This window comes from Halalkalibaculum roseum (assembly GCF_011059145.1).
Classification (GTDB): Bacteria; Bacteroidota; Rhodothermia; order Balneolales; family Balneolaceae; genus Halalkalibaculum; species Halalkalibaculum roseum.
Window position 1 is genome coordinate 964869 of record NZ_JAALLT010000001.1, and the last position, 26407, is coordinate 991275.

At 44.9% G+C, this 26407-nt stretch carries 22 protein-coding genes; 7 read left to right on the top strand and 15 right to left on the bottom strand.

The window, feature by feature from the left end:
- Complete coding sequence (locus G3570_RS03945) at window positions 1-576, bottom strand: hypothetical protein (RefSeq protein WP_165139370.1); 576 nt, start codon at window positions 574-576, stop codon at window positions 1-3.
- A 131-nt stretch (window positions 577-707) separates the two neighbouring features.
- Between G3570_RS03945 and G3570_RS03950 the strand changes: the two genes are divergently transcribed.
- The 4 genes from G3570_RS03950 to G3570_RS03965 all read left to right on the top strand — a co-directional run bounded on the left by G3570_RS03950 (window position 708) and on the right by G3570_RS03965 (window position 4397).
- A complete protein-coding gene (locus tag G3570_RS03950; RefSeq protein WP_165139372.1) occupies window positions 708-1997 on the top strand; it encodes an MFS transporter in 1290 nt (429 codons plus the stop codon).
- A 154-nt stretch (window positions 1998-2151) separates the two neighbouring features.
- Window positions 2152-2328, top strand: a complete 177-nt coding sequence (locus tag G3570_RS03955; RefSeq protein ID WP_165139374.1) for a histone H1 — start codon at window positions 2152-2154, stop codon at window positions 2326-2328.
- A 136-nt stretch (window positions 2329-2464) separates the two neighbouring features.
- Entirely contained in the window at window positions 2465-2944 is a 480-nt protein-coding gene (locus G3570_RS03960; RefSeq protein ID WP_165139376.1) for a PH domain-containing protein, read from the top strand.
- Window positions 2937-4397 carry a PH domain-containing protein gene (locus G3570_RS03965; RefSeq protein WP_165139378.1) on the top strand — a complete coding sequence of 487 codons (1461 nt, stop codon included), beginning with the start codon at window positions 2937-2939 and terminating at the stop codon, window positions 4395-4397. Before G3570_RS03960 ends, G3570_RS03965 begins: the two co-directional genes overlap by 8 nt.
- Here the strand turns inward: G3570_RS03965 and G3570_RS03970 are convergent.
- The 8 genes from G3570_RS03970 to G3570_RS04005 all read right to left on the bottom strand — a co-directional run bounded on the left by G3570_RS03970 (window position 4394) and on the right by G3570_RS04005 (window position 11500).
- Window positions 4394-4864, bottom strand: a complete 471-nt coding sequence (locus G3570_RS03970; protein WP_165139380.1) for a hypothetical protein — start codon at window positions 4862-4864, stop codon at window positions 4394-4396. The genes G3570_RS03965 and G3570_RS03970 overlap by 4 nt on opposite strands.
- A 37-nt stretch (window positions 4865-4901) precedes the next feature.
- Window positions 4902-5099 carry a hypothetical protein gene (locus G3570_RS03975; protein WP_165139382.1) on the bottom strand — a complete coding sequence of 66 codons (198 nt, stop codon included), beginning with the start codon at window positions 5097-5099 and terminating at the stop codon, window positions 4902-4904.
- A 115-nt stretch (window positions 5100-5214) separates the two neighbouring features.
- Window positions 5215-5586: a carboxypeptidase-like regulatory domain-containing protein gene (locus G3570_RS03980; RefSeq protein WP_165139384.1), complete on the bottom strand. Its 372-nt coding sequence runs from the start codon at window positions 5584-5586 to the stop codon at window positions 5215-5217.
- A 125-nt stretch (window positions 5587-5711) separates the two neighbouring features.
- Complete coding sequence (locus G3570_RS03985; protein ID WP_165139386.1) at window positions 5712-6809, bottom strand: fatty acid desaturase family protein; 1098 nt, start codon at window positions 6807-6809, stop codon at window positions 5712-5714.
- 76 nt (window positions 6810-6885) lie between these two features.
- Window positions 6886-7254, bottom strand: coding sequence for a response regulator (locus G3570_RS03990; RefSeq protein ID WP_346267208.1), 369 nt, complete (start codon window positions 7252-7254; stop codon window positions 6886-6888).
- 89 nt (window positions 7255-7343) lie between these two features.
- Window positions 7344-8180 carry a ZIP family metal transporter gene (locus tag G3570_RS03995; RefSeq protein WP_165139388.1) on the bottom strand — a complete coding sequence of 279 codons (837 nt, stop codon included), beginning with the start codon at window positions 8178-8180 and terminating at the stop codon, window positions 7344-7346.
- A gap of 116 nt (window positions 8181-8296) precedes the next feature.
- Window positions 8297-9412, bottom strand: coding sequence for a YncE family protein (locus G3570_RS04000; protein ID WP_165139390.1), 1116 nt, complete (start codon window positions 9410-9412; stop codon window positions 8297-8299).
- 69 nt (window positions 9413-9481) lie between these two features.
- Entirely contained in the window at window positions 9482-11500 is a 2019-nt protein-coding gene (locus G3570_RS04005; RefSeq protein WP_165139537.1) for a hypothetical protein, read from the bottom strand.
- 508 nt (window positions 11501-12008) lie between these two features.
- Here G3570_RS04005 and gcvP point away from each other — a divergent pair.
- Window positions 12009-14924 (top strand): aminomethyl-transferring glycine dehydrogenase, encoded by a 2916-nt coding sequence (gcvP, locus tag G3570_RS04010; protein WP_165139392.1) that lies wholly within the window; start codon window positions 12009-12011, stop codon window positions 14922-14924.
- A 92-nt stretch (window positions 14925-15016) separates the two neighbouring features.
- Here gcvP and G3570_RS04015 read toward each other — a convergent pair whose 3' ends face one another.
- From G3570_RS04015 to G3570_RS04035, 5 genes are all read right to left on the bottom strand, one after another.
- Window positions 15017-15472, bottom strand: coding sequence for an OsmC family protein (locus G3570_RS04015; protein ID WP_165139394.1), 456 nt, complete (start codon window positions 15470-15472; stop codon window positions 15017-15019).
- Between the two features lie 4 nt (window positions 15473-15476).
- Entirely contained in the window at window positions 15477-15893 is a 417-nt protein-coding gene (locus G3570_RS04020) for a VOC family protein (RefSeq protein ID WP_165139396.1), read from the bottom strand.
- Window positions 15894-15987: 94 nt separating this feature from the next.
- On the bottom strand, window positions 15988-16500 hold the full coding sequence (locus G3570_RS04025) for a DinB family protein (protein ID WP_165139398.1): 513 nt from the start codon (window positions 16498-16500) through the stop codon (window positions 15988-15990).
- Between the two features lie 145 nt (window positions 16501-16645).
- Window positions 16646-18724, bottom strand: a complete 2079-nt coding sequence (locus G3570_RS04030; RefSeq protein ID WP_165139401.1) for a M16 family metallopeptidase — start codon at window positions 18722-18724, stop codon at window positions 16646-16648.
- A 37-nt stretch (window positions 18725-18761) separates the two neighbouring features.
- Window positions 18762-20288, bottom strand: a complete 1527-nt coding sequence (locus G3570_RS04035; RefSeq protein WP_249066641.1) for a M16 family metallopeptidase — start codon at window positions 20286-20288, stop codon at window positions 18762-18764.
- 250 nt (window positions 20289-20538) lie between these two features.
- On the opposite strand from G3570_RS04035, the gene G3570_RS04040 reads away from it, so the two are divergent.
- A complete protein-coding gene (locus G3570_RS04040) occupies window positions 20539-22434 on the top strand; it encodes a potassium transporter Kup (protein ID WP_165139403.1) in 1896 nt (631 codons plus the stop codon).
- A gap of 140 nt (window positions 22435-22574) precedes the next feature.
- On the top strand, window positions 22575-25358 hold the full coding sequence (locus G3570_RS04045) for an alpha/beta hydrolase family protein (RefSeq protein WP_165139405.1): 2784 nt from the start codon (window positions 22575-22577) through the stop codon (window positions 25356-25358).
- Window positions 25359-25412: 54 nt separating this feature from the next.
- Here G3570_RS04045 and G3570_RS04050 read toward each other — a convergent pair whose 3' ends face one another.
- The gene (locus G3570_RS04050; protein WP_165139407.1) at window positions 25413-26210 is read right to left on the bottom strand and encodes a GntR family transcriptional regulator; all 798 of its coding nucleotides are present in this window, start codon (window positions 26208-26210) and stop codon (window positions 25413-25415) included.
- Window positions 26211-26407 lie beyond the last annotated feature (197 nt).

The following is a 26407-nucleotide window of genomic DNA, read 5'->3' on the forward strand; positions in this document are numbered from 1 at the left end:
TTAATCGTCGGTATTCATTAGGTCAAGGAGGTAATCTACCTGTTTCTGCTCGGTATCGCGAACAACATCGCCTGCAGTATTGACTTTAATCTCTTTCAGGAATTTTTCGTCTCCGGAGCCTTTATGTTTCAGTTCAGCCCATAGCCGGTGAAAGCGGGCAGCCTGAAGGGCGGCATCATAGGGATTGGGATTAATACATTCTCGTGTAGTCAGGAATGCGGGAGCTTTATCCGATCCCTGCCTGAGACCAACGGTATCTGTGGCAATGGCAGCGCCTTCCGTTTCGTCGTAGAGTTCCCGTAGCTGTTTGGTTGTTGCTTCTCCCTTAATGGCCGATTCTGCGAGATCAATCAACTTTTTCTGAATCGGCTTAATTTCTTCATTGGCTTGCCTTGCGCACCATACCGCGAACTTTCGCAATTTGGCTGTAAGTCCTTCCTCCTGAAAGTGTTTTAAGATGGATGTGACGCGATCGTCCTTCTGATCAATTTTCTCACCGGTTTCACCATCAATGACAATAATTTGATGATGATTCTCATCATATACATAAATATAGTTTTGTTTATTCTTATTCATAAGAAGATCATAAGGGTACTTTCAGTGGTTGTGTATTATATATACTAAACATATTGCATTTCCAAAGTATTCCGACCATACTTGTACCGACAGTTTTTTCTTAACAGGAATTAAGGGAATCAAATTATCAGATGAACACTAAAAATGAAGAGTCGGCTTCTACAAAAGCCTTGTTTTCCTGGGCCCTTTACGATTGGGCAAACAGTTCCTTTTTTGCCGTCATCCAGACCTTTGTGTTTGCAACCTATTTTATTCAATCCGTCGCCGAAAACGATGTTATAGGCAGCAATCAGTGGGGAAATGTGATCAGTGCAGCGGGACTGCTCATTGCCTTGGTCGGACCTTTTCTGGGTGCTATCGCTGATCAGATGGGAAGGAGAAAACCCTGGATCTTTGCATTCAGCCTCATGTGCATTTTTGCGGTAGCGGGACTCTGGTTTGTTGGCCCTTCCAATGAGTACCTGTTTCTGGCACTTGTTCTCATTTTTATTTCTACCGTAGGATCGGAGTGTGCCATCATCTTTTATAATGCCATGCTGCCAAATCTTGTCTCGGGTAAGAAAATGGGACGCTGGTCGGGTTGGGCCTGGGGCCTGGGCTATGCAGGAGGCCTGGTCTGCCTGGTAGTTGCCTTGTTCTTGTTTATCAATGTAGATCAACCGCCATTCGGTCTTGATAAAGCCGCGGCAGAGCATGTTCGGGCCACATTTTTATTAGTAGCAATCTGGTATCTCATTTTTTCTATTCCCCTTTTCCTGAATACACCAGATGAACCTCGCACCGGTATTGGAATCAATAAAGCAGTTAAAAACGGGTGGAAGCAGCTCAAAGAGTCTATACAGCACATACGCGATTATAAAGATATTCTGCGATTTCTAATTGCACGGATGATTTTTATCGATGCCCTTGCCACTGTATTTGCTTTTGGTGGGATTTACGCCGCAGGCACCTTTGATATGGACGAGAAGCAGGTACTGATCTTCGGAATTGGTTTAAACCTGACAGCCGGTTTGGGGGCAGCACTCTTTGCCTGGATTGATGATTACATGGGAAGCAGGCAGACGATTTTGATTTCATTGACCGGGCTTATTATTACTACTTCTGCGGTATTGCTGGTAGCTTCTTCCTTCTGGTTCTGGGTTTTCGGTTTAACTTTGGGAATTTTTGTGGGCCCGGTTCAGGCAGCCAGCCGTACTTATATGGGAAGAATTGCCCCAAAGGAGCTTCGTAATCAAATGTTCGGTTTATTTGCTTTATCCGGCAAGGTGACTTCATTTATCGGTCCTTTCCTGGTCGGTTGGCTCACCTTTGTGGCGGGAAGTCAAAGGATTGGTATGAGTGTTATAATCGTGTTGTTTATAATAGGTTTCCTGTTGATGTTAAGAGTACCAAAAGTGACCGAAGGAGCCACTACAGTGTAGTCATAATCTGAGATAAATGAGTTTATGATAAATTTTACGTGATTTTAATTGCCAAAGTGGTAACTTAGGGGACTTAAATTTCGAATATCATTTCGAACCAACACAGTGATGGGATTACCCTTTACATTAACCTAAATAAATAGTGAGATTATAAATGAGCAGATTTGATGATATCAAAAATGTAATTGAAGGCGTAGAAGAAGATATGGCAAAATTCTACGAAAAAGGGAATAAAGCAGCAGGAACTCGCGCTCGTAAAGGCCTTCAGGAGTTACGAAAATTGGCACAGGAAGTTCGTCTTGAAATTCAGGACATTAAAAATAAGAGCTAACTTTTAGCATCTTTTAGCAGAAGAAGCCGCAGAAATGCGGCTTTTTTTGTTTCAGCAATATAATTTGTCGTTTTGTGTTGCAAAAGGCCCATCTTTAAACTTTAGTGCTTACTCATTGTTTGTTAACTTGTCGACCATGAAATCTAAGCCCCAACACAGACTTCCTCAAACAGCCGTTAAAGCCTGGCGCATCAGCGGTTTCCTGGTATCCCTGTTTTTCTGGATTGGTCCCATTGCTATGTGGTTTTTCGATTCTCAACGAGTCGTAGATTTATGGATCTATCTGCTAATGGTAGCCATACTCATACCTGTTACCCTCATAGCTACCTTTGTGATTCCGCACTTTCGTTGGAAACGCTGGAGCTATGATATCAATGAGCATGAAATTGATTTACAACATGGACTAATAATTGTTCAACGAACCCTAATACCAGTCAACAGAGTGCAACACGTCGATACCAGGCAGGGGCCTATACTGCGAAATTATGCTCTGTCTAATGTTACGATTTCCACTGCGGCAACAACACACGAGATACCCGCACTTACGGAAGAAAATGCCGGTAAGGTGCGTGACCAAATTTCACGCCTTGCCCTAAAAGCTAAAGAAGATGTTTAGTGCAGAACGTCAGCATCCTGTTGCCGCAGTCAGCAAGGTGCTCGACATTATTAAAGGTAATTTCATTTCACTGCTGCTGCTACTCTTTGTCACCAGCGGTGAATCGATGGTCAGTCTCTTCGGTATTCTGTCAGTCTTAGGGGTATTGCTCGTCTCAGGCGTACTCTCATGGCTCCGATTTACATACAGTGTCGTGGATGGAGAGCTGCGTATTGAGCAGGGAGTACTGGTAAGAAAAAATATTTATCTGTCGAAAGAGCGCATTCAGGTCATCGATATCAAAGCGGGAATTTTACAACGTATGTTCGGTTTGGTAGAAGTTGAAGTTAAAACGGCCGGCAGTTCATCCAAGGCAGCAAAAATATCTGCCATCTCCCTTGAAAAAGCAGAACAGCTGAAAGCCAGCCTGCGCACCTCCCATAAAGAAGAAACCCTGGATAGGGAGCAAGAAGAGACCGAACTCAAAAGAATTGAACTCTCAGCGAGAGATCTGGTGGTAACATCCTTTACATCTGGAAGCTTCGGTATCGCCTTATCCATTATAGGTACGCTCTTCTCACAACTTGACCAGGTGCTTTCTGAGGAGGAGATGCTATATTACCTGGAAAGAATCATTCCGGCTTCGCTAAGTACCAATATGGTGCTTTACAGCATTGTACTGGTAGTCCTGCTCTCATGGCTGCTATCGTTTTTAGGCACTTTGATAAAATATTTCGGCTTCACCCTGAGGGTTTCGAATAAGGATTTAATAATTAGGCAGGGCTTGTTTGAACAGCGTCAACTCACTATACCTTTTAACCGCATCCAGGCTATACAAATAAAGGAAGGTCTTCTCAGACAGCCTTTAGGTTATGCTTCTATTATCCTGGAAAGTGCCGGCTATGGAGAGAAAGAGGGAAACTCCACGACCCTATATCCTCTAATCAGGAAATCAAAAGTTCAAGAATTCCTTCAAGAGGTAGTACCTGAATTTGCTAATCCTGTTTTTCAATCAAAACCACCGCGCAGGGCATTAAGGCGCTATCTATTCCGCATGATTTTGGTTTCCATGATAGTGATTATACCGGCATGGTTTTATTTACCCTATGGAGAATATGCGATTTCACTGTTGTTGCCGGCCATCTTGCTCGGCTATGCCCAGTATAGGGATGCCGCAATTGGCACAAGTAAGGATGCTTTGACAATTCGAAGCAGAGATTTTGCCAGAACCACCGCAATCATTCAGATAAAACGCATACAGCGTGTGAGTCTGAAACAAAATCCTATTCAGAAGCACAGAGACTTAGTCAACTTTATAGTAACAGTTGCCTCCGGTAGCCAGGGAAGATCCTTTGATATCAGAGAGCTTGAAGAAGCTACGGCAGGCAGGTATTTCAATTGGGTATCACCGGATGACATACCTCAAGTGGCAACTGATGCGGAAACCCATGAACCCGAATTCCCTGAAACCTAAATCATCATCCGGTGGTAAATCGCCATGGCACTGGCCCCGTAAATAATATGCAGAGCCAGGAACAGGTAGGGAATAGAAATACCCCATTTTGTGCCAAGGATACCGGGATTTTTAATGGTTTTATCTTCTCCTATATGAGGATGAGTTTCGGATAAAATACCCATCAGTACCCCTACAAATATTCCGTGACCAAAACCCCATAGTATGCCAATCGGCCAGTTGGGTGTTACTGCCATCGCGGAAATCATAAACACATAGAGCATGCCCCACCCGGCACCGATTATCAGGTGAAGTACAATTCCCAGTGTGTAGACACCGGAAGTGTTATTGATGTTGATGAAACGGCTGCCCAGCAGGTAGGGGATATCCAGATAATAGCCGAGCGATTTCAGGAGATAGATGAGAAGAGTCAGTATTACCGCACCGAGAAAGCCGGCATATGCTCCGTATAGTAGATTTGCTTCCATAAGGTCCTCCTGGTAGGATTAATTACGGATTCGCATGTTAATCAGTATACGTTAATCGCACCTCAAATGTAAGATCTCTTTTATCATCTAATGCAATATCTGCTTCGGTGTCAATATAAGGGGTATCCAGATTCGATATCGTGCAGGTGCAATCTTCTTCTAGGTATTCACCTACTGTATCTGCAATTAGATGTTCAAGCTGGGATGCGGATAGTGTTTTGAGTTTATTACTCATAACTATTCACTTTTAAATTGGAGGTGAACTTATAATTACAACAATGAGCGTATATCGAAGATTCAATAAAACAGCCCAGGGTAATACCGGTGCTCATTGGTAACCTTATGTAGAGCTATTGTTCACTTTCAGGTTTAACACTTAGTACAACTCTTAATCCTTCTCTCACGTTAATAATCTTAGCCCACTTCCGGTAACCTTCTTTTTCTATTTTCAACATGTGTTTACCTTCCGATACCTTTTCAAAAGTAAATCTTCCATCCTCGTCGGTTTTAACATTTTTCTCGCTATCCACTATTTGTACTTTAGCTTCGCTGATAGCTTCACCTGTTTTAGCATTAAGTACTCTGCCATTAAGCTCACACCACTCCGTATCTTCGGTTCTCTTCTTGGTTTGGGCACTGCTTATCGAAAAGCTAAGGCTTAATAGCAACGCGGTAGTGAGTGATAGAATGGCCATTTTTTTGAAACTAAACATAACAGACATGAAAGACTTGTTAATGATTAGTTAATTACTCCATTTATCAATATAAGATTTGATGGAGAAAAGTTTCAAATTGTCCAATTCCGTTTTTTAAACAACAAAATTACTTAGTCCAAGAAATCCCTTTGTCAGGCGAGGGAAACCTCAGCTGATTTGCCAAATTTCTTCAAGGTCCGGTAATGAGAGGCGATAGCCGCACTAAGAGTCGGTTGGTAATGGTAGGGGACGTCGTGTTCTTCAGCGACCTCTCTGACAATAGGGGCAATATCAGGATAGTGGATGCTGCAAATTTTTGGGAAGAGGTGATGTTCAATCTGGTAATTGAGCCCTCCGATGTACCAGCACAGTAATTTATTTCGGTGAGCAAAATCAGAAGTGGTTTCCATCTGGTGGATCATCCAGGCATTTTCAATGTTTCCTTCGGTATTTTCTGTAGGGTGGTCGGTACCTTCCACAACATGAGCCAGCTGAAAAATCACACCCAGAATCACACCGGCCGTTAAATGAACTGCTAAAAACCCAATCAGGAGTTGCCACCACGTGATTGAAAGTACCAGTAACGGTATTACCAGCATGTAGCTGTAATAAATGATCTTGGTTACTATAAGGGTGATCCATTCCGAAACAGGATGACTTTTGTTCTCATAGGGGCCCAGGTGATCTTTGAAAAAATATCTGTAATCTTTGATGAATACCCAAAAGAGGGTTGCAAAACTATAAGCTACAAAAGCCAGGTAATGTTGCGCCTTGTGGATATTCTTGTATTCAGCATGAGGAGAGAGTCTGATGAATTCTGCTACCTCAAGATCTTCATCATGCTCGTGGATATTGGTGTAGGTATGATGGACGACATTGTGGGTTATCTTCCAGATATATCCATTGGCACCTAACAAGTCAAAGGAATAACCAAGGATTTTATTAATGAGTTTGTTGGATGAATAAGCCCCGTGAAGTGCATCATGGGAAACAGAAAACCCGATTCCTGCCATGCCGATACCCATAATAATGCACAAGCCTAGCATGATTTGCCATGAAAAGGCACCGCTGATAATCAGACCGTAAGAACCAAAGTAGATTGTGAGAAGTGTGATGGTCTTAAGGACCATCCGGTAATCGGCTTTTTTGGAAAGATCGTTCTGTTCGAAGTACCGGTTAACTTTGTTTTTTAAATCAGTTATAAAATCCTGGTCGTTTGTTCCTTTAAAGGAAACACGAGTTACTCCCATAAACGTAGCTTAATTTAGCCGTTGCAATTAATAGCCGAAGTCAAATCTACAAAGAATTTCCGGATAGAATAAATAGTTAAGCCTTCTCCCCGAAAGCTTTGCTGATTGACTCTTCAAGGTCGCTCATCTGTATTGGTTTAACCAAATAATCTACAAAATCTGTAGCTTTTGCCCTATTTTTATAATATTGATCTGAATTTCCGGTGATATAAATTACCGGTACATTCGAATTCTCTCTGATTCTCTCCATAGCTGTAATGCCATCGGTACCGTCTTTGAGCTGTATATCCATCAGGATAAGATCGGGTTTGTGCTGAGTAGCAGAGCTAACAGCTTCCTCTCCGGTGATTACTTTGTCTAATACGGTGTAGTTGAGTTTGACGATCATACGCTCCAAGACCATAGCGATGATCATATCATCTTCTACAATGAGTACTTTTTTCACACTAATTGTCTATTATTTCACCTAAATATCCCCTCTCTTTTGGGGTGCTTCACTCCTAAAGCGATAATAATAAACTAATTTTTTTGAAATTAACCTAAAGCAACGTCTAAAATCATCATCACGCTGAAGCCCACCATGGTTCCCAATGTGGCCAGGTCGGTGTTGCCGTGAACCTGTGATTCCGGAATCAATTCTTCAACCACAACATAGATCATGGCACCTGCGGCAAATGAGAGCGCATAGGGCAGGATGGGTTGCACCATCAGTACGGCTGCGGCACCGATAACTGCTGAAATAGGCTCGACAATGCCGGAAAGCTGCCCGTACCAAAAGCTTTTACCTACAGATACACCTTCGCGTCGTAGAGGCATGGATACGGCGGTACCTTCAGGGAAATTCTGTATACCAATACCAATAGCAAGGCTGATGGCGCCGAGGATAGTGGCTGTGCCCGATGGGTCAACCCCCGAAGCCGCAGCGCCAAAAAGTACACCGACTGCAAGTCCTTCAGGAATATTGTGTAGGGTAATTGCCAAAACAAGCAAGGTGGCTCTTCGCCAGGATGTTTTAACACCTTCGGCCTCATCCATTGGAAAGCCGGGGTGGAGGTGAGGTAAATATTGGTCGCAGATACGTAGAAATAGGCCGCCGGTCAGAAAACCGATGACGGCAGGTAACCATTCTATCACGCCTTGGTGAGCAGCCATATCTATAGATGGCACCAGCAGCGACCAAAAGCTGGCCGCAATCATCACGCCAGCTGCAAAACCCATCATGGCATCTAATGTTTTATTTCCCACAGTTTTCGTAAAAAAGACCAGGGCGGCACCCAGTGCGGTAAGTCCCCAGGTAAATAACCCACCGGTTAGACTTTGGTAAATGGGATTGAGTCCGAAAAACCACTCTTTAATTTCAGCAAATTCCATTGGCATTGTTTTTTGTTGATTTAATGCAAAGGATAAGAAATAATAAGCTATTCCAAAACGATTATTTAGCCTTGGCTAATATTGTAATGGGTGACCTAAAGGCAGGTTACAATTGACTAGTCTTCCACCTTCCACATTATAATTCCACCGGCTTGTTTACCGGTTTCAACAACAGTAGCCCGATTCAACTCCTCAAGATCAATCACATCCACAGAACCGGGTTCTCCGCCTACTCCTTCCATGGAAATAAAGGCATACCGGTTATCGGGTGAGATAGCTACCCCGTGAGATACTCTTCGGCTGTTCTGGATGCGGGCCAGTTCCTTGCCCGAATTAAGGTCCCATACACCTGTCGCGCCCTCTCCTTTATAACTTGCAACCAGTAACCGACCATCATGACTTACTTCCAGGTTATAGGGTGCCTTCCCGGTTTGAAAACGACGTGTCACCTTCCATTCCTTTGTATTCACTTCAACAATAGTATCGGACCCGTTGCAAGCTACATAAACAATATTTTCTGTTGGATGCGGATCTGCCCATGTTGGTTTGCAGATAGGCTCAGCATGAACCTCATTCGTCTGCATCCCGGAAGACATCCCCGATGAATGAGTGTCTTTATCTCCGGCAAGATGTAATCGCTTGGATATTTTTAGGTCTGAGGTATTCACCTGTATAAGTTCATCGGTCATCATGGAAACATGATACTGGTAGCTTCCGTCACTATTAATGCGTGAGCCGTGCGGCATGATGCCGGTTTCAATATCCGCTACAAGCGTCATCGATTCCGGATCGACAACCGAAACCGTGCTGGGCTCCATATCCCCATGCAGGTTAAAGTTTACTACATAGAGAAGCCCCGTCTTTTCAGAGATTTCCATACTTGCCGGAAACATGCCAAGTTCGGTTTGTCCCACAAGTTCATTGGTTTCAGTGTTGTATTTCCAAAGCTTACCATATGGGTTGCCGTGTGCAATGCTCACAAACCAGTAATCACCATCCGGAGATACCGTCAATCCGTGAGGTCCTTCGTTTTCGGTAGGGTAGACGCCCACTTTAATGGTTTCTTTAATAGTGCCTTGATTTGTTTCTCCGTCATAGCGTATTAGAGAAACCTCGTCTTCCGATTCCAAAGCAACATAGAGGTAGTAATTCTGTGCTTGTCCAATATTGTTGCCAATCACAAAAACGGTGGCTGCCAGGAAAAGTATTTTTGCTGCTTTTGAAAAAATCATATTAGGTGGTCGTTCTTAACTTGGTAGATAGAATACTTCCGGAAATTCCGGTATCATTTTATTTTCAATTTAGTTTGTGCCCCTTGGTTCTTCAACCAGCTTGTAGGCCCAGAGTCCGGAGTTCCAGTCTGACATGAATATATAACCTTTATATGGTTGCGGTCCCCAGGCCATGGGTGCATTGGGTACTCTTCCTTTATGATGGGTTGGGATATGTTTTGCTATCTCTCTTCCCTGGTCATAAAGATTGCCCATCAACTCACCGGAGATATCGACCACTCTGAGTCCGGCATTGTAGTAGGCTACATAAAGCGTATCACCCTTCACCCACATGTTGTGAGTACCCGCTTCGGGAACCTCGTAACGGGCTACTTCTTTTGGACTGTTCCAGCCGCCCTCAAACTTTACAAAATGTATCCAGCCGGCCGGGATGGTAGGCTCGTTATCGATTCCCAGGCCATTGGGGAAGGCTTCATCCCCTGCAATTACGTAAAAATCGTCGGTGGATTTGCTCTTGAAAGGGAAGGCCGCATGGTTCCAACCGCTTGGATAGGTGAAGCTGCCTAACTTAACCGGATTTTTAAAAGAACCGACACCTACGTTGTGCTTCTCCGGGGAATTCGCCATCGGTGTGCTTCCCACATCTACAGCTACAATGCCGTCACTCCAGTTGGAAGAGTAGGCTATACCGTTTTCTACCCAAACATCATGTATGGAGTGGCCAGGGGTATCAAGTTCAAAACGGCTGACCGTTTCAGGATTTTTGGGATCGTTAATGTCGATGATATCGTAACGCCTACCGTTGTTGACCGCAAATACATGGTTTTTATAGATGAATGCATTATGCACTCCACCTGTAAGCCCATTATTATATTCCGATATAATTTTAACGTCCCGGGGGTTAGTTACATCCAGTATCACAATACCATTTTTACGGTCGGAGGCACCTTCACGGGTGATTACGGCGGTGCGCCCGTCTTCCGATACCTTTACATCATTTACGGTTCTTGCATCTACTGTCACGGTATCAACGATGGCCATGTTGGATGGATCGGTGACATCCCAGAAGTAGGCTTCTCCGTTACCTCCCCATGTGCCGGTGATGGCGTAATCGCGTCCGTCAATACCCTCCCACACCCATAGATCGGAAGTATGAACATCGCTGATCAGACCGTGTCCGACGACCTGCAGCTCTTTCTGTATGTTCCTGTTGTCAACCCGGATTGTTTTCTCAGCAATTGCATTTCCTGCTTTGGCAAAGATGGTAAAAAGACCTGCTTTATTGGCAACGAAGCGACCGTCATCTTCAATTTGACCTGAAGCTCCTTCACCCAGCTCATCATCTGTCTTTGAAGTGAAAGAATAGGTAAGGGGCATATCTTCAATCACTTCACCTGAGGCGGTTTTAGCTACCGCATTAAAATCAACCACGTCACCGGTCCGTATATTTGAAACCTCATTCTCTATGGAAACAGCAGCCACCGGATTTTCAAGAATCTCAACTTCCCACTGAGTAGAGACTCTTCCCGTTTTTGCGGTGATCGTAGTGGTTCCGGGTCTTAGAGCCTGGAGTCGTCCGAAAGGATCTATTTTGGCAACCTCAGGATTTGAGCTGCTCAGGGAGACAGAAGCATTTCCCCTCTCAAGGTCCCTGGCATCAGTGACCCGATAGGAAAGGGGAACGTTAGTATTGGCATAGATGCGTTGAGGTTTATCCACCAAGGTAATCTCTTTGATGGGAGGATAGGCTACCTTGATCTCGATGGTCTTGCTGATGCGTTCTGATCTTGGTCCAACCGTACGGGCTACCACGCTGAAGGTGCCCGGTTTTAGAGCTTTAACCAACCCTTGAGGTGTAACAGAAAGCGAGCGGCGTGCCCGTGAATAGAAAATGACTCTATCCTCCAGTTGCTCATCCTTATCGTTAAGAACGGTAGCTTTCAGTTGCAGCTCCTGATCAATTTTCAATTCTATGTTGGTGGGCTCAATGACAATTTTCTTTCCCGTTCGGGCCTCTTGGCTGTACCCGTTTTCCTGTATAGCACAAATAAATAAAAGTGCAAGCAAGGTAGAGAGGATTTTCTTCATGTTGGTAACTCTTATATCATTAGATCTCATTGGTAAAAATCGGTTTTGGATGGTGGTTCATATGCATTTGCAAAAACAGTGGTCTGTAACGTATTCGCAGGAAATATTAAATTACTTCCTTTCAGGAAAGATGTATTTAACTAAAAAAAAGGATAATAGTAATTCCTTTAACGACTTTTAAATATCGGTTATAAACCTGAGCTCACCCTCCTAAAATCATGGAATACATTTTGGAGCAAGAGTCACCCGTTTTTGGAATTTATCTACTATGATTAGAAGCTGAAGTCTGTTTTTCTGCAATGGGAGCTATGGTCAGATCAAGCATGCTGCAGTGTCAAAAATTTCACCGCCGGTATGGTGTTAATTTCAATACAGTTTCCTTACCTTTGATATGCAAAAAATGCGGCGCAAAATGAATGGTTTTTTTGAGAACCATAGGACTACAGATTTTGTTGATGCTTGCTTCATGACCCTAATATACTGTAATAGCTAAACTCCCACATTTCAAATGAGCATTAATTTCGATAAAGAACGTTTTCTTCACCGCCATATCGGTTCAAATCCCGAGCAGATTGAAGAGATGTTACAAACGGTAAACGCTTCCTCTCTTGAGCAGCTAATTGATGAAACGGTACCTAAGGGTATACGACTTGAAGAGTCTCTGGATCTTGATGAACCCATGAGCGAATATCGTTTTCTCGAAGAGTTCAGAAAAGTTGCAAACCGGAATGAAATCTACCGGTCATTCATCGGCATGGGCTACTATGATACACTAACGCCCAACGTAATTAAGCGAAATATCCTGGAAAATCCGGGCTGGTATACGGCCTATACGCCTTACCAGGCAGAAATCGCGCAGGGAAGATTGGAAGCACTCATTAATTTTCAAACCATGGTTTCTGATCTGACCGGAATGGAGCTGGCCAATGCTTCTTTGCTGGATGAAGGTACGGCTGCTGCCGAAGCCATGAGCATGTTTTATTCCTCAAAAAAGGGTGCGAAAAGAAAAAAGGCTGACAAATTTTTCGTATCCGAATTATGCCACCCTCAAACCATTGATGTGGTTAAAGGCAGAGCAAAACCTCTGGGCATTAAAATTGTAGTCGGTGATCACAATGAATTGGATGTTACCGATCCTGAGCTATTCGGCATACTACTGCAATATCCGGGCACGAACGGTTCTGTTGAAGATTATGAGGGATTGATCGCAGCCGCGCATGAGCACGGAAACCAGGTGGTGGTTGCCGCTGACCTGTTAAGTCTAACCATTCTCACACCTCCGGGAGAGATGGGTGCGGATGCCGTCGTAGGCTCTTCGCAGCGTTTTGGTGTTCCCATGGGTTATGGAGGACCCCATGCAGCATTCTTTGCAACCGGCGATAATTATAAACGCAAGATACCCGGACGAATAATAGGTGTTACCCAGGATGAAGAGGGGAATCCGGTATATCGCATGGCGCTTCAAACCCGCGAACAGCACATACGGCGTGAAAAGGCGACATCCAACATTTGTACTGCCCAGGTGCTTCTGGCAGTGATCGCAGGTATGTATGCAGTCTATCACGGTCCTGCAGGATTGCGCAGAATTGCCGAACGCATTCACGGATTAACCCGAATTGTGAAAATGGGTCTTGAGGAGCTGGGTTTCGAAATTCAGAACGACACTTTTTTCGATACCCTTACCATTGTAGTTGATAGTGACGAGGTCAGGGAGACTATCCGTGGTCTGGCTCTTGAGAAGGAGATGAATTTCCGCTATTTCAATGACAAACAAATAGGTATTTCGCTGGATGAAGTAAAAGACCTCACTGATGTACAAGAGGTGCTGGATATTTTTGCCGAGATCAAAGGCAAGAATATGGACGGCTATGCCCGGAACCGGCAGGAGGGACTAGAACTCGAATTCCCGGAAGAGTTGACTAGAGAGTCCTCCTATATGGAGCATCCGGTATTCAATCTCTATCACTCCGAACATGAAATGCTCCGTTATCTGAAAAAATTGGAGAATAAAGATCTATCTCTGGTGCACTCCATGATTTCGCTGGGATCCTGCACCATGAAGCTTAACGCAACTTCAGAGATGATACCGCTCACATGGCCTGAGTTCGGTCAGATCCATCCCTTTGCACCGAAAAACCAGGCGAAAGGATATCATGAGTTATTCCGGGAACTGGAGCGTCAGCTGGAAGAAATTACCGGTTTCTCTGCGGTATCCCTGCAACCCAATTCCGGAGCGCAGGGTGAATATGCCGGTCTCATGACGATTCGGGCTTACCATGAACATCACGGAGAAGGCCATCGCAACGTAACGATAGTACCGGATTCAGCCCACGGAACCAATCCTGCCAGTGCAGTAATGGCAGGCATGGAAGTGGTGGTTACCAAATGTGACGAAAACGGAAACGTTGATCTAGACGACTTGCGAGAAAAAGCCGAAGAGAACAAGGATCGTCTGGCGGCACTGATGGTCACCTATCCCTCAACCCACGGGGTTTTTGAAGAGGATATCAAGGAGATCTGTGAGCTCATCCACAACTATGGTGGGTTGGTATATATGGATGGAGCCAATATGAATGCCCAGGTCGGGATTACCAGTCCCGGGGAAATAGGAACTGATGTCTGCCATCTAAACTTGCACAAGACATTCTGTATTCCACATGGGGGCGGTGGCCCGGGCGTGGGACCCATTGGTGTGAATGACAAACTGAAGCCATTTCTTCCCGGCAACGCACTAATTGATACCGGTGGCTCGGAGGCGATTAATGGAATCTCCGCAGCCCCCTGGGGAAGTGCCAGTATACTTGCCATATCCTATGCCTACATAAAGATGATGGGCGCTTATGGGCTTACAAAAGCAACTGAGATGGCTATATTGAATGCCAATTATTTAAAAGATCGCCTTAAGGATCACTATCCTATCCTTTATACAGGGAAGAACGGGCGTACCGCACACGAGTTTATAATTGATCTGCGACCGTTCCGGCAGTCGGCTGATGTGGAAGCGGTGGATGTAGCTAAACGTCTTATGGATTACGGTTTCCACGCTCCGACGATGTCGTGGCCTGTGCCGGGTACCATTATGGTCGAGCCCACCGAGAGTGAGTCGAAGCAGGAGCTGGATCGATTCTGTGAAGCCATGATTTCTATTCGTGAAGAGATCAACGAAGTGGAGCAGGGGAAAGCCGATCGTGAAAATAATGTGCTGAAGCATGCCCCGCACACCCAGCGAATGATCACTTCTGATGAATGGGATCGTCCTTACTCACGTGAGAAGGCGATCTTTCCGCTCGATTATATTCGGTTCAACAAGTTCTGGCCGAGTGTCAGCCGGGTGGATGACGCCTATGGAGATCGTAATCTGATGTGTAGCTGCGTACCGCTTGATGCCTACGCCGAAGGCCAGGAACCTGCTGCCGTAGATTAATATTTAGCCGCGGATTTACACGGATATTGGTTGTATTTAGCTTAACTGATGATCTTTTATCCTTTAAAATTCGTGTAGATCTGCGGCCAAAATTACGTGTGTTCTATACTGCCCATTATTTTAATGTCACCAAGGAGGGTTCGGTTAACCGGACATTTGTTGGCAATTTCCAGCAAGCGGTCAACCTGCTTTTGTGTTAAATCGCCTTTCACTACCAGATCTTTTTCGATTACATCGATTTTACTCTTCTCATCATCACAATTCTTACAGTCCTCGTCGTGACGCTTATTGTGTCTTAATTCAACAAAAATATCCTCCAGCGGCCACTCTTTTCGACGGGCATACATCTTCACAGTCATAACGGTGCATGATCCCAGTGCCATCAACAGGTAATCATAGGGATCCGGGCCTTCATCCTTGCCGCCTTCAACTCTTTCGGGTTCATCCGCTACAAGCTCATGCTTGCCGGCAGTGAGGGTAGTGGTATAGATTTCGTCTTTGGGAAGATGTACGTGTACTATCTTCTTTTTATCACTATCAGTGGCCATAAAACTATGCTTTGTCTTGTTCCTGAGGTTCTGCGAAAGTAAGTATATAGCCGTTGAGATCACGAAGAGTGAATTCTTTCATACCGTAAAAAGTGGTGTGCGGCTCCTTAATGAATTCGATATCCTTATGCTGGTTAACGGCATTGTACAAATCATCAATGCCTTCAATTTCAATAAACAGTGTCAGGGAACCACCCATCGTTGACCCTCTGAGTTCGGGTACCTCTTCAAGAAAATTGCCTTCTTCGTGCAGCATGAGCTCAACAGTATCGCGTGTGATCATGGCCCACTGTAAGTTACCGTCATCGCGCGGTACTGACATTTCAAGTTTGAAGCCGAGAATTTCCTTGTAGTAGCTGACGGTTTTATCAACATCCTTAACCATCAGATTTGCAGTAATGGATTTAAATGTAGTTGCCATGATTATTCTGTTTTAAATTTATGATACCATCTTTTTTAGCACACCTAACTGAAAATAGCTCCATACTTAAAATGCATGGTTCGTTTAAACACCATTAAGCAATGTGATATTTATCTCTGAGTACATCCAGATGATGCCTCTCATGTCCTGCGATAATGTATGCGAGTGATCGAACCGAGAATGTAGCATCGTTTGCAATTCCTTTCCTGGACAAGATCTCCTCGGAGAAACTGTCGAATAAAACAATGGTGGCATTTCTTAGCGAAAAGTACTCATCTCCAATACTCTGAGTGCTGCGGTCTGTAAAGTTGCCCTCATCCACATAAGCATCCTGATCAAAACCGGGCAGGGCTTTGGTTTCATTTCTGGCGAAGCATAATCCGCGATAGGCAAAAATACGTTCTGAATCTATCAGATGTCCGATCACTTCTTTCACAGTCCATTTACCCTCTGCATAGCGATATCCGGCCTGCTTGGCTGTGAGGGAATTAATCAGGGTGTAGGTCTCATGCATCTGGTCTTTGAGGATCTCAAGAATATCTCCCTGATCTACCTGTTCAATGTATCCTTGATAAAACTGCTCGTACTCATCCGGTTCAGGTCGCATAGTGATTGCCGGGTATGTGATTGAAAAATAGTAGCTTGAGTTAGCATAGTACTTAAAAAAAGTGATTAATACACTCATTTAGGCCCATAAAAAAAGCCGATCTTAGATTTTAAGATCGGCCTTTCTATTAAGTTTGTACCGGCTGTTACTGATTTACCTTGTGTTCCTTGTATGTAGTTTCGCTGGCTTTTTGATCGCCGCTAAAGGAAATTTGTGTGTAGGCATAGGCAACGCCGTCGACTGTTTTCCAATCAGAGTACCGCTCCTCAATCTGTACCTGCTCTCCTTGCTGGGGATTGAACTGTTGGTAGCGCATGAGACGCGGGTAGCCTGTCTCTTCATCAACAAGGAAAAGAATATCCTTGTCGTCGACATTCACGCTGAGCTTGGCGTATGTTTTATCCTCGAACTCTTCCGTACCCGTATACTGAGGATTAATATCGTTCTCAGCCATGGCAATAGCCAGGTAACTGCGGTTTAGGGTTTCTTTAAGATTTTGATTCATTTGTGGAGGCAGTGGTCTCTCCTGTCCCCCCATACTCATTTTTCCTTGTCCATCAGCATAGGTTATTTTCATGGTTCCGCCCGGTGTTTGAACGGTTTGTTCAACTGCATCTGGATAATCAATGGTTGAAGTTGTTTGTAAGCTCATTTGGCCTCCGGGCAGCTGTTCTCCGAATTGGACGACTTCACCCTCCAGCGTAATTGAATTCAATTCAGTGCCAGGGCTTACAAGAGCTTCAGACATCTTATCTAGCAGAGTTGCTCCTTTTTCAGCATCTCCTTCCACCACTTTTTGCTCGCTGCCCGGCTGGGGAATGGAGATATCGATTTCATTCACTTCACCATATTTTTGCAGCTGGTCACCGATCTCATCTTTATTACCCACAACAAGAATTTCCATCTGGTCGGGATTCAGATACTCTCGAGCCACTCGTTGCACATCTTCGATGGTCGTAGCTTTAACGCCCTCGACATATTCATCAAAGGCATTCTCAGAGAGGCCGCGATAGTCATATGACATGCGCTGATTTAATACCTTCTCGAAGCTGTCATAACGAAATACCAGAGAGTTTAAGAATTGATCCTTGGTATCCTGTAGCTCTTCCTGTGTGATAGGCTCATTTTGCAGACGCTCAATCTCTCCAATAATGGCATCGATTGCTTCGGCAGTTGTAGCACTTTTGGTCATCACGCCGGCATAGAAGGTTCCTGGATAAAAGGTGTTCATTCCATACTGCCCGAAGACACTATAGGCCAGACCCATATCGGTTCGGACCACCTGGAAAAGTCGGCCGGAAAACCCGCCGCTGAGCACCTGGTTCATAACCTGGAGCTCTGCATAATCAGGGTTGTCGCGCATACCTCCAAGGTGTCCCAGAAGCACGAAGCTCTGGTTGACATCCGATTTATTGATGAAGTTGATGGTACTAGTGTACTCATAGTCAACTTCCGGGAACTCAAGTTCAGTGCCGGCTCCCGAAGGTATACTTGCGAAAGCTTCCTGCAGCTTGGATTTCATAGCATCGGAGTCGAAGTCGCCGACAAGTCCGATGGACATGTTTTGTCCCACAAAGTGCTCTTTGTGAAAATTGACCAAATCTTCCCGGCTGATATTATTAACGGTTTCGTATTCCGTATTGCGTGCGTATACAGAATTTTCGCCGTAGATCAGTTGATCAAAAACACGGTATCCGATCTGCTGGGCATTGTCATTTCTACGGGAGATGCCGCTCTTGGTTTGGGTTTTTGCCAGCTCAATTTTGTCTTCCGGAAAGGCCGGATTGGTAAGCAGATCTATGAAAACCGGCAGCAGCTCGTCAAAGTCCTCTTTCAGAACGTTCATGCCTGCACCACCGGAAGTAAATCCGATACCGGTCTCCATGCTCGCCGCTTTATTTTCGAGCAGGGCATTCAGGGAATCGGAGGGATAATTTTCCGATCCTCCGGAGCGCATAACGGTACCGGTAATTGAGGACAGTCCCGTCTTCTCATTTGGCACCAGCACGCCGCCGGTGCGAACCATTACGCTGACATCTATTAGCGGAAGCTCCCGGTCTTCAACCAGAAAGAATTTAATGCCGTTGTCGAGGGTAAAGATCTCTACATCCGGCTGGTTAAATTGGTTGAGTTCGGGGAATTTCAACTGGTCGTAGCGTTTCTGCGCCTGCGTAATCGAGGCAACAAAAAGCACGAGCATGCATATCAGGCTGAATCGTTTCATGATATTGGTTCCTGTAGACTTGTGATTGAAAGTTTTCTTACTGGTTAGCATCGGCAACCTCCTCAGAGTCTTGGGTTACGATAGCACCAACGGTCAAATTATCTTGGGTGAAATATGTATTGGCTACCCGCTGGAGATCTTCAAGGGTTACCTCATTTAGCTTGTCAAGATCAGTAAATACTTTGCGCCAGTCACCCTGCTGGGCTTCTGTGGAGGCAAAAGATTGAGCAAGGCCACTATTGGAATCCAATGATCGTACCAGGCTTGCCCGGGCATTCGTTCTGGCCCTGTCGAGTTCCATCTGGGTGATGTCGCCGTCTTTAACCTTCTGAATTTCCTCGTGAATAACCGTTTCCAGCGTATCCACACTAAGTCCGCGATTGGGTACAGCGAAGGTCAGGAACATGCTCTTATACTTGGTTCCGGGAAAGCCGTTGAATGCCTGTACGGCAAGCGCCAGCTGCTCTTCTTCAACCATTCTTTTATACAGACGTGAAGTTCGTCCGCTGGAAATGATTGACCCAAGCAGTTGCAACGCCTTGGCATCGGGATGATCCTGTGCAACTGTGTGATATCCCATCAATAGAAACGGCTGTGATTGTCCCTGGATGGTGAATCTTCTCTCACCGCGCTGCTCCGGTTCCTGGGTATAAACAGGGGGCGGTTCCGGGCCGGCTTTGAGACCTCCGAAATAGGTTTCGGCCATCTTGCGAACTTCTTTGGGATTTACATCCCCGGCGATGGCTATCGTTATATTACTTGGCACGTAATAGGTATCGTAAAATTCACGGGCATCTTCCATAGTGGTAGCGGTGATATCAGAATTCCATCCTACGACCGGACGTCCATAGGGGTGGGCTGTGTAAGCCACGGCAAGAAACTCTTCAACCAGGCGTCCAAGTGGTTGTGACTCGGTACGCATTCTCCGTTCTTCCCGTACCACTTCTTTTTCCTTATAAAACTCCCGGAATACAGGATTTTTAAATCGGTCGGATTCCAGGCTGAACCACAATTCCATTCGGTTTTCAGGAAGGCTGTAGAAATAAACCGTTTGATCGGCACCGGTACCGGCATTCAGACCTGTTCCACCGTTTCGTTCAATGATCTGGGAAAACTCATTATTTACTACATACTGACCGGCTTCTTCCTGCAGGTCTGTAAATTGTGACCAAAGCTCCTCCATCTTTGCAGAGTCGGGCGAAGCGCTGTATTTCTCAGACAGCCATTGCTGGTAGGTCTGGTCCAGTTGATCCAGAGCCTTCTTCTCTTTCTTCCAGTTGTTAGTACCAATATAATGGGTGCCTTTAAAGGCCATATGCTCAAATATGTGAGCAATACCGGTGTGTCCTACAGGTTCATCCGCTCCGCCGACATCCACATAGGTCACAAAACTGGCTACCGGGGCAATAGGCCTTTCGATAACAATAAATTTAAGTCCGTTGTCTAGGGTAAACTCGGTAACTTTTTCCTCGAATTCTTCAAGGGATTGTGCGTTGGTATTGAAAGCGCCGGCAAAAAGTAGCAGGGCCATACCTAACGCACGAAGGGAGTATTTGAATTTCATACGTCTCCTGATTTGGTTTGTGTTTTTTGAGAGAACTAAATATTAGACTTGTAAATCAAATTTACAAAAATTTATAAGCTCTTAACCTTAAGATAATACGGTGACCAAAAATATCGCCTCCACTATGTAAGCACTATCATTACAGCAACACAGGGTGTTCCCCCGATGATATTGCTATGGATTTTGCTTAGAGTCATGAAGAGTTCTTTCTCGATCGTTATAGATAAGAACGAATCACAGAGATCATATTATGCAAGAAGAAAGTAAAGGTGATTCACCCCCGACAGGGCGGCGTCTTTTGGTTCTTGGACTGACAGCCATAGGGGTTGTATACGGTGATATCGGAACGAGTCCGATTTACGCTATTAGGGAATCTTTCCATGCCTCCTATGGTCTGGAGGCCACGCCTGCTAATGTACTGGGAGTACTTTCTCTGATTTTCTGGTCGCTTATACTTGTGATCTCTATAAAATACCTGGTACTGGTTTTGCGAGCCGACAATAACGGGGAAGGAGGTATTATTGCCTTGACAGCCCTCGTCAGTCCCCCAAATCAAAAATTTCGCGGTCGAAAATGGGTGCTGGTATTAATTGGGTTGTTCGGTGCTGCGCTGTTGTACGGAGACAGCATGATAACGCCCGCCATATCTGTTCTGAGTGCTATTGAAGGTCTTCAAGTGGCTACACCCGTTTTTCAACCTTATGTTATTCCCATCACCATTTTAATTCTGATCGGCTTGTTTGCCGTGCAGTCTCACGGTACGGCGGGTGTAGGTGCAGTGTTCGGGCCAATTACACTCGTATGGTTTTTGACGCTGGCAATACTGGGCGGCTTCCAGGTTTTTCAGCACCCCGACGTGCTGGCAGCAATAAATCCCGGTTATGGTTTTGATTTCTTTTTGCGCAACAGGTGGGCAGGTTTCCTGGTACTTGGTTCGGTATTTCTTGTGGTAACCGGTGGCGAAGCTTTGTATGCCGATATAGGGCATTTCGGTCTGCGTCCCATTCGTCTCACCTGGTTTTGCGTGGTTTTACCCTCACTGCTATTAAACTATTTTGGCCAGGGCGCCCTGATCATCAGTCATCCGGAAGCAGTACACCATCCATTTTATAATCTGGTGCCGGAATGGGGTCTCTATCCGTTGGTAATACTTGCTACCGTTGCCACGATCATTGCTTCCCAAGCTGTCATCTCCGGTGCCTTTTCACTGACACAGCAGGCCGTGCAATTGGGATACCTGCCAAGATTGAAGGTACTACACACCTCTGCGAAAAGAATGGGTCAGATTTATTTACCTGTCGTCAACTGGATTCTTGCCATATCCTGTATCGGATTGGTAATCGGTTTTCGCACCTCCAGTGATTTGGCTTCAGCCTATGGTGTTGCCGTTACCACCGATATGGTCTTCACCACGGTACTATTTGCCGTAGTAGCACACAGTAAATGGGCCTGGAGCAAGTGGATAGTTGCACTGATGGGAATCGGACTTCTCACGGTAGACCTCTCCTTCTGGGGAGCCAACTTACCTAAAATTCCATCCGGGGGTTGGTTCCCACTGGTTATTGCTGGTATTATGTTTCTCGTCATGACTACCTGGAAAAGAGGTAGAAGAATTTTAAGTGACCGTTTGAGTGAAAAAATTATTTCTCACGAGGAGTTTGTAGAAATAATTCAAGAGATGAATCCTGAACGGGTTTCCGGAACCGCAATTTTTATGGATTCACACCCGGAAGGCACCCCGCATGCCCTGCTGCACAACCTGGAGCATAATAAGATTCTTCATGAACGCGTCTTTTTTCTGACTCTCATTACCAGGGAGGTACCGAGAGTGCCTAAACAGGATCGATATGAGGTGCAAGCTCTGGGAGAAAATACCTATCGTATCCTGGCTTACTACGGCTTTGCCGAAGATCCTGACGTACCAAAGCTGCTGAAACACTGTGAAGTAGAAGGTGAGGGTTTTGATATAGAGAATACCACGTTTTTTCTTGGACGAGAAACCATGTTGGCTACTAAGGAACCCGGAATGGCTATCTGGAGGGAAAAGTTATTTGCCCGCATGTCACGCAATGCACAGCGTGCTGCTTCCTACTTTAACATACCCTCCGAGCGGGTGGTTGAAATTGGTACTCAGATTGAATTGTAACATCCGGCTGCCTTATTCGGTACAACATCTTAAGAATGGCAAACTAAAATAGTTCAAACTTCTCAAATGGGACTGTTTCCATTCCTGGTTCATATTTTGTACTGTTATATCTTGCAATTTCTAATCTAATATATTTCAGGATGTTTAAGATTAACCGCCTATTTACGCTTGTTACAATAGTCTTTTTTGGTTTAACAGTGTCGCTTTATGCACAGGATAAGAAAAAGCTGGAACCCGAAGACTACGGGCAGTGGCAGCGTATAACAGGTACCAGTTTTTCCGATGACGGTAACTGGTTTGCCTATAATATTTCGCTGGTGGATGGAGACGGTTGGTTGATGTTCAAGAAAGTTGGTTCTGACTCAACCGGTGAATACCAATTCATGCACGGTTTTAATCCGAACTTTTCTGAGAATAACCGTTGGGCAGCTTTTCAAATAGGTGTTTCTGACGATGAAAGAGAGAAACTGGAAGACCAGAAAAAGAAGGTAAAGTACAAGCTGGGGTTGATGGATCTCCGGTCTGCGGAAGTGGATACATTTGAAAACATTCAAAGTTACGAGTTTGCTGAAACGGGTAACCACCTAGTCATGACCAAGTACAAACCTGAAGAACAGAAGAGCGGTGGCAATGACCTGCTGGTTCATGATCTCAGTAGTCGTCAGAACCAGCTGATAGGTAATGTTTCCGAGCATGCGTTTAATGAACAGGGGACACTGCTTGCCGTGACCATTGATGCATCGGAAAAATTAGGTAACGGGGTACAGCTTCTTAATCTCCGGAACAGAAGTGTAACGGTTTTACAGAGCGACACGGCTGATTTTAAGGACCTGACCTGGAGTGAGGAAGAAAATGCTCTCGCATTTCTGAAGTCGGTTACTGATGAAAACTACGAAGATGAGACCCATACTATTTATGCCTACAGGAACCTTCCGGGCACTATGCAGCCAAGAGTATTTAGCCAGTCGCAATACGACGCGTTTCCCAATGACTACCGGGTTGTCGATTTTCGTGATCTCCAATGGTCGGATGACCGGGAAACGGTATTTCTGGGAATAAAGGAATGGGAGCAAAAGGAGAAACCTGAAAAAGAGCAGGATGAAGAGGGAAAAGTGAAAAGCGACTCCACCCAAAATGAAGAGGAAAAAGATCTATATGAAGGTCTGGATTCAACTAATGTGGAGATCTGGCACTGGCGAGATGACCAGATTCAACCGCGCCAGGAAGTGCTGAGTAATCAGCTCAAACAAGATAATCATTTATCTGCCTGGCATCTGGATGCAAACACCTTTGTTCAGCTAGGTGATTCTCTTATTGAGCAGGTTCAGTTGACAGGAGATCAAAAGCATGCCGTGGGTTACGTTGAAAAACCATATGAGCCAACTTTTGAGGAGGAGTGGCGGGATATTTACCTGATCGATGTGGAATCGGGTGAAAAAGAAAAAATACTCGAACGGCGGGAGTTTGTGAATACCTCACCAGGCGGTGACTATCTGCTTTATTTCTGGGATAATGAATGGAGAGCCTATGATATTGATGAACGCGAAGAGGTAAACCTCACATCAGAACTGGAGACACGATTTGAAAATTATCACCTGGTGAACGGCAGGGAGCAGCAGCGTCCCTTTGGTAGCGGTCAATGGGCTGAGGATGATGCCTGGGTACTGCTCTATGACGAATATGATGTATATCGAGCTACACCCGACGGTAATTCAATTACAAAATTGACCAATGGTGCAACCGACAGTATACGATACCGGCAGGTACGTCTGGATTACGAGAATGATTTCGTTGATGAAAATGCCCCCCTCTATTTCTATATATATGGGGATTTCACCAAGAAACGCGGTTATGCCCGGCTCGATAGAAGGGATCGGCTTCAAACCCTCTTGTATGAAGACAGGCAGATCCGTTATTTGAACAAAGCTGATGACGCCGGCAAATTTGTATATCGGGCAGAAAGCGCAACGGATTCACCGGATTTCTTTTATGTAGAGCAAAGCTTTAACAATCCTATTGCACTGACGAATACGAATCCACAACAGGAAGAGTATTACTGGGCAAACGATGAGCTTGTTACTTTTCGAAATGAACGAGGCCAAAAACTACAGGGTCGATTGCTCTATCCGGCAAATTATGACCCGGATAAGCAGTATCCCATGATTACCTATATATACGAGCGTCGTTCACAGGATATGCACTCATATACCGTCCCCACACGACGCAGTCCGTATAACTTCAGAAGGTTTTCCTCAGAGGGTTACTTCGTGTTTCAACCTGACATCACCTATGAACTTAGGGATCCGGGCATGTCAGCCGTAGCTTCTGTTGTTCCGGCTGTCGAAAAGGTACTGGAAAGCGGAATGGTTGACAGAGAGAAACTGGGACTCACCGGTCACTCATGGGGTGCCTATCAAACATCCTTCATCATCACCCAGACCGATCTATTTAATTCGGCTGTGGCGGGAGCACCGCTGACCAATATGGTTAGTATGTACAATTCCATTTACTGGAATGCCGGTATTACCGATGCCAATATATTTGAAACCAGTCAGGGAAGATTTCCCGATCCCTGGTGGATGGACTGGGATAAGTTTATTGATAATTCTCCCATCTTTAATATCAAAAATACCGAGACTCCGCTTCTGGTGGAATTCGGTACGGATGACGGCGCGGTAGATTTTAACCAGGGCGTGGAGCTATACACCACCATGCGCCGCATGGAGAAACCTTTTGTGATGCTGGTATATGAGGGTGAAAACCATGGACTGGCCAGAGAAGAAAACCAGATTGACTATGCTACTCGTGCTTTTCAGTGGCACGATCATTACCTGAAGGGCGAAGAAGCTCCTGATTGGATTAAAGAAGGGCTCCCTTATCTGCAGCGTCCGGCAATGCAGGAGGAGGGGAATAATGGCAGGTAGTAAATCATTAATCTAAACTGTAAAAAACTGAGGTGGAGAGCCCGTATAAATGAGTCAGGATTTATTGACGTGTGCGGTAAACTGACTGATGGATTGGGGTTCTCCTTCCTTGTTTCGATTTTCAGGCCGGTTAGCCATGATCTCAAATACCATTTTATCATTCCGGTAATAACGTTTCTGGAAATATACCGGTTTGTCTCCAATGGTATAAGTTATCCTGTTGATCTGTAACAAGGGAGTGTTTTCTTCTATTTGCAGATATTCTGCGAGATCATTCCTGGCTATGGTCGACTCAATGCGATAACAACCCTTTTCTATAGGTATGTCGTATTCATTCTCCAGGATAGAGAATAAGGTGTTTTTTTCCAGGTCAAAGCCTTCCATCAGCTGGCCGTAAAATACCGGCATCCAGGTTACGTCATAAGCAATTGGGTCACCGCTGCCCAGTCGTACGCGCTCAATCTTTACAGCAATTTCCTTTTTTCGAATATCCAGATAGGAGAGAATATCCTTTCGGTCCTTGATATTTTCATGCCCAAAGGAGATGAGTTTTGAGCTAGGTTCAAGGCCAGAACCCGCAAGCTCTTCTGTAAAGTCGTTTAGAAATGAGAAAGACTGGTGTGTTCTTTGGTCGGATACAAAAGAACCCAGTCCCTGACATCTATAAATAAGCTGGTCGTTTTCCAGGGTTTGCAGGGCGCGCCTGACTGTTACACGGCTGACATCAAACTTTTCACTCAGATCGTTTTCAGAAGGCAGCTTCTCATTCACTTCCAGGCTGCCGCTATTAATCTCCTGCTTCAGCCAATCGCTGATCTGCTTATGCAGGGGTATTCCTTCTTTTAAGTCCATGGTATTGAATTAGATTCTTTGTAACGATTTCCAATCTACATAAAAAAAGTATTAAATGAAATACCTGTTATTACAAGTAAAATAGTAATTGGAACAATATAAAAGCCTTAAACGCTCTTTATGGGGCATTATAGAGCATATCTATGTCATATATTGCTTATTTGTATTTACTTGTATTGACAACTGATTAATTCATT

Excerpts from the sequence above, each read along its gene's own strand:
- G3570_RS04040 (WP_165139403.1), top strand. The coding sequence starts at position 20,539 with ATGCAAGAAGAAAGTAAAGGTGATTCACCCCCGACAGGGCGGCGTCTT.
- G3570_RS04005 (WP_165139537.1), bottom strand. The coding sequence starts at position 11,500 with ATGAAGAAAATCCTCTCTACCTTGCTTGCACTTTTATTTATTTGTGCT.
- G3570_RS03965 (WP_165139378.1), top strand. The coding sequence starts at position 2,937 with ATGTTTAGTGCAGAACGTCAGCATCCTGTTGCCGCAGTCAGCAAGGTG.
- G3570_RS03995 (WP_165139388.1), bottom strand. The coding sequence starts at position 8,180 with ATGGAATTTGCTGAAATTAAAGAGTGGTTTTTCGGACTCAATCCCATT.
- G3570_RS04030 (WP_165139401.1), bottom strand. The coding sequence starts at position 18,724 with ATGAAACGATTCAGCCTGATATGCATGCTCGTGCTTTTTGTTGCCTCG.
- G3570_RS03950 (WP_165139372.1), top strand. The coding sequence starts at position 708 with ATGAACACTAAAAATGAAGAGTCGGCTTCTACAAAAGCCTTGTTTTCC.
- G3570_RS03975 (WP_165139382.1), bottom strand. The coding sequence starts at position 5,099 with ATGAGTAATAAACTCAAAACACTATCCGCATCCCAGCTTGAACATCTA.
- gcvP (WP_165139392.1), top strand. The coding sequence starts at position 12,009 with ATGAGCATTAATTTCGATAAAGAACGTTTTCTTCACCGCCATATCGGT.
- G3570_RS04025 (WP_165139398.1), bottom strand. The coding sequence starts at position 16,500 with ATGCGACCTGAACCGGATGAGTACGAGCAGTTTTATCAAGGATACATT.
- G3570_RS04000 (WP_165139390.1), bottom strand. The coding sequence starts at position 9,412 with ATGATTTTTTCAAAAGCAGCAAAAATACTTTTCCTGGCAGCCACCGTT.
- G3570_RS04035 (WP_249066641.1), bottom strand. The coding sequence starts at position 20,288 with ATGAAATTCAAATACTCCCTTCGTGCGTTAGGTATGGCCCTGCTACTT.
- G3570_RS03960 (WP_165139376.1), top strand. The coding sequence starts at position 2,465 with ATGAAATCTAAGCCCCAACACAGACTTCCTCAAACAGCCGTTAAAGCC.
- G3570_RS03955 (WP_165139374.1), top strand. The coding sequence starts at position 2,152 with ATGAGCAGATTTGATGATATCAAAAATGTAATTGAAGGCGTAGAAGAA.
- G3570_RS03970 (WP_165139380.1), bottom strand. The coding sequence starts at position 4,864 with ATGGAAGCAAATCTACTATACGGAGCATATGCCGGCTTTCTCGGTGCG.
- G3570_RS03985 (WP_165139386.1), bottom strand. The coding sequence starts at position 6,809 with ATGGGAGTAACTCGTGTTTCCTTTAAAGGAACAAACGACCAGGATTTT.
- G3570_RS03945 (WP_165139370.1), bottom strand. The coding sequence starts at position 576 with ATGAATAAGAATAAACAAAACTATATTTATGTATATGATGAGAATCAT.
- G3570_RS04020 (WP_165139396.1), bottom strand. The coding sequence starts at position 15,893 with ATGGCAACTACATTTAAATCCATTACTGCAAATCTGATGGTTAAGGAT.
- G3570_RS04015 (WP_165139394.1), bottom strand. The coding sequence starts at position 15,472 with ATGGCCACTGATAGTGATAAAAAGAAGATAGTACACGTACATCTTCCC.
- G3570_RS04045 (WP_165139405.1), top strand. The coding sequence starts at position 22,575 with ATGTTTAAGATTAACCGCCTATTTACGCTTGTTACAATAGTCTTTTTT.
- G3570_RS03980 (WP_165139384.1), bottom strand. The coding sequence starts at position 5,586 with ATGTCTGTTATGTTTAGTTTCAAAAAAATGGCCATTCTATCACTCACT.
- G3570_RS04050 (WP_165139407.1), bottom strand. The coding sequence starts at position 26,210 with ATGGACTTAAAAGAAGGAATACCCCTGCATAAGCAGATCAGCGATTGG.